The following is a 363-nucleotide window of genomic DNA, read 5'->3' as shown; positions in this document are numbered from 1 at the left end:
TTTTTACTTTTCACCTGTATTAAACGGCCTTTGTCATCGTAGATATTCACCGAACTGATCCATTGGTTCGTGCCCAGTACCCGCACCTGTTGCCAGGTCACCAGCCCTTTGGTTTGCAGCGATTGTACCGGCGTTACCGCATAGGGATACACGCTCGTGCTTTGGGGCAATAAACGGTGATTCCAGGTAGTCGTAAAACCGCTTCCTAAAAATGACGCTTCCGGCATACCCGTATAGTTATCATAACCCGTTTTACTCAGCGATTCCCACCCACTGCCCGGTGCAGCCGCAAAGGGATAAGCACCCGTGGTGGCTCTTGCATTGGCCAGGTGTTGTTCAAAACTAATGGATGATCCACTGGTA

Annotated in this window: 1 protein-coding gene; it reads right to left on the bottom strand. The window is 50.1% G+C overall.

Features of this window, described 5'->3' with window-relative positions; genetic code table 11:
- Nucleotides 1–363: hypothetical protein (locus D9O48_RS18850; protein WP_158624945.1), on the bottom strand; the 363-nt coding region annotated here is incomplete at both ends.

This window comes from Gynurincola endophyticus (assembly GCF_003991195.1).
In the GTDB taxonomy this organism is placed as follows: Bacteria; Bacteroidota; Bacteroidia; order Chitinophagales; family Chitinophagaceae; genus Gynurincola; species Gynurincola endophyticus.
The sequence above is the reverse complement of the archived record's forward strand: the minus strand, read 5'-3'. Positions and strand labels throughout refer to the sequence as shown.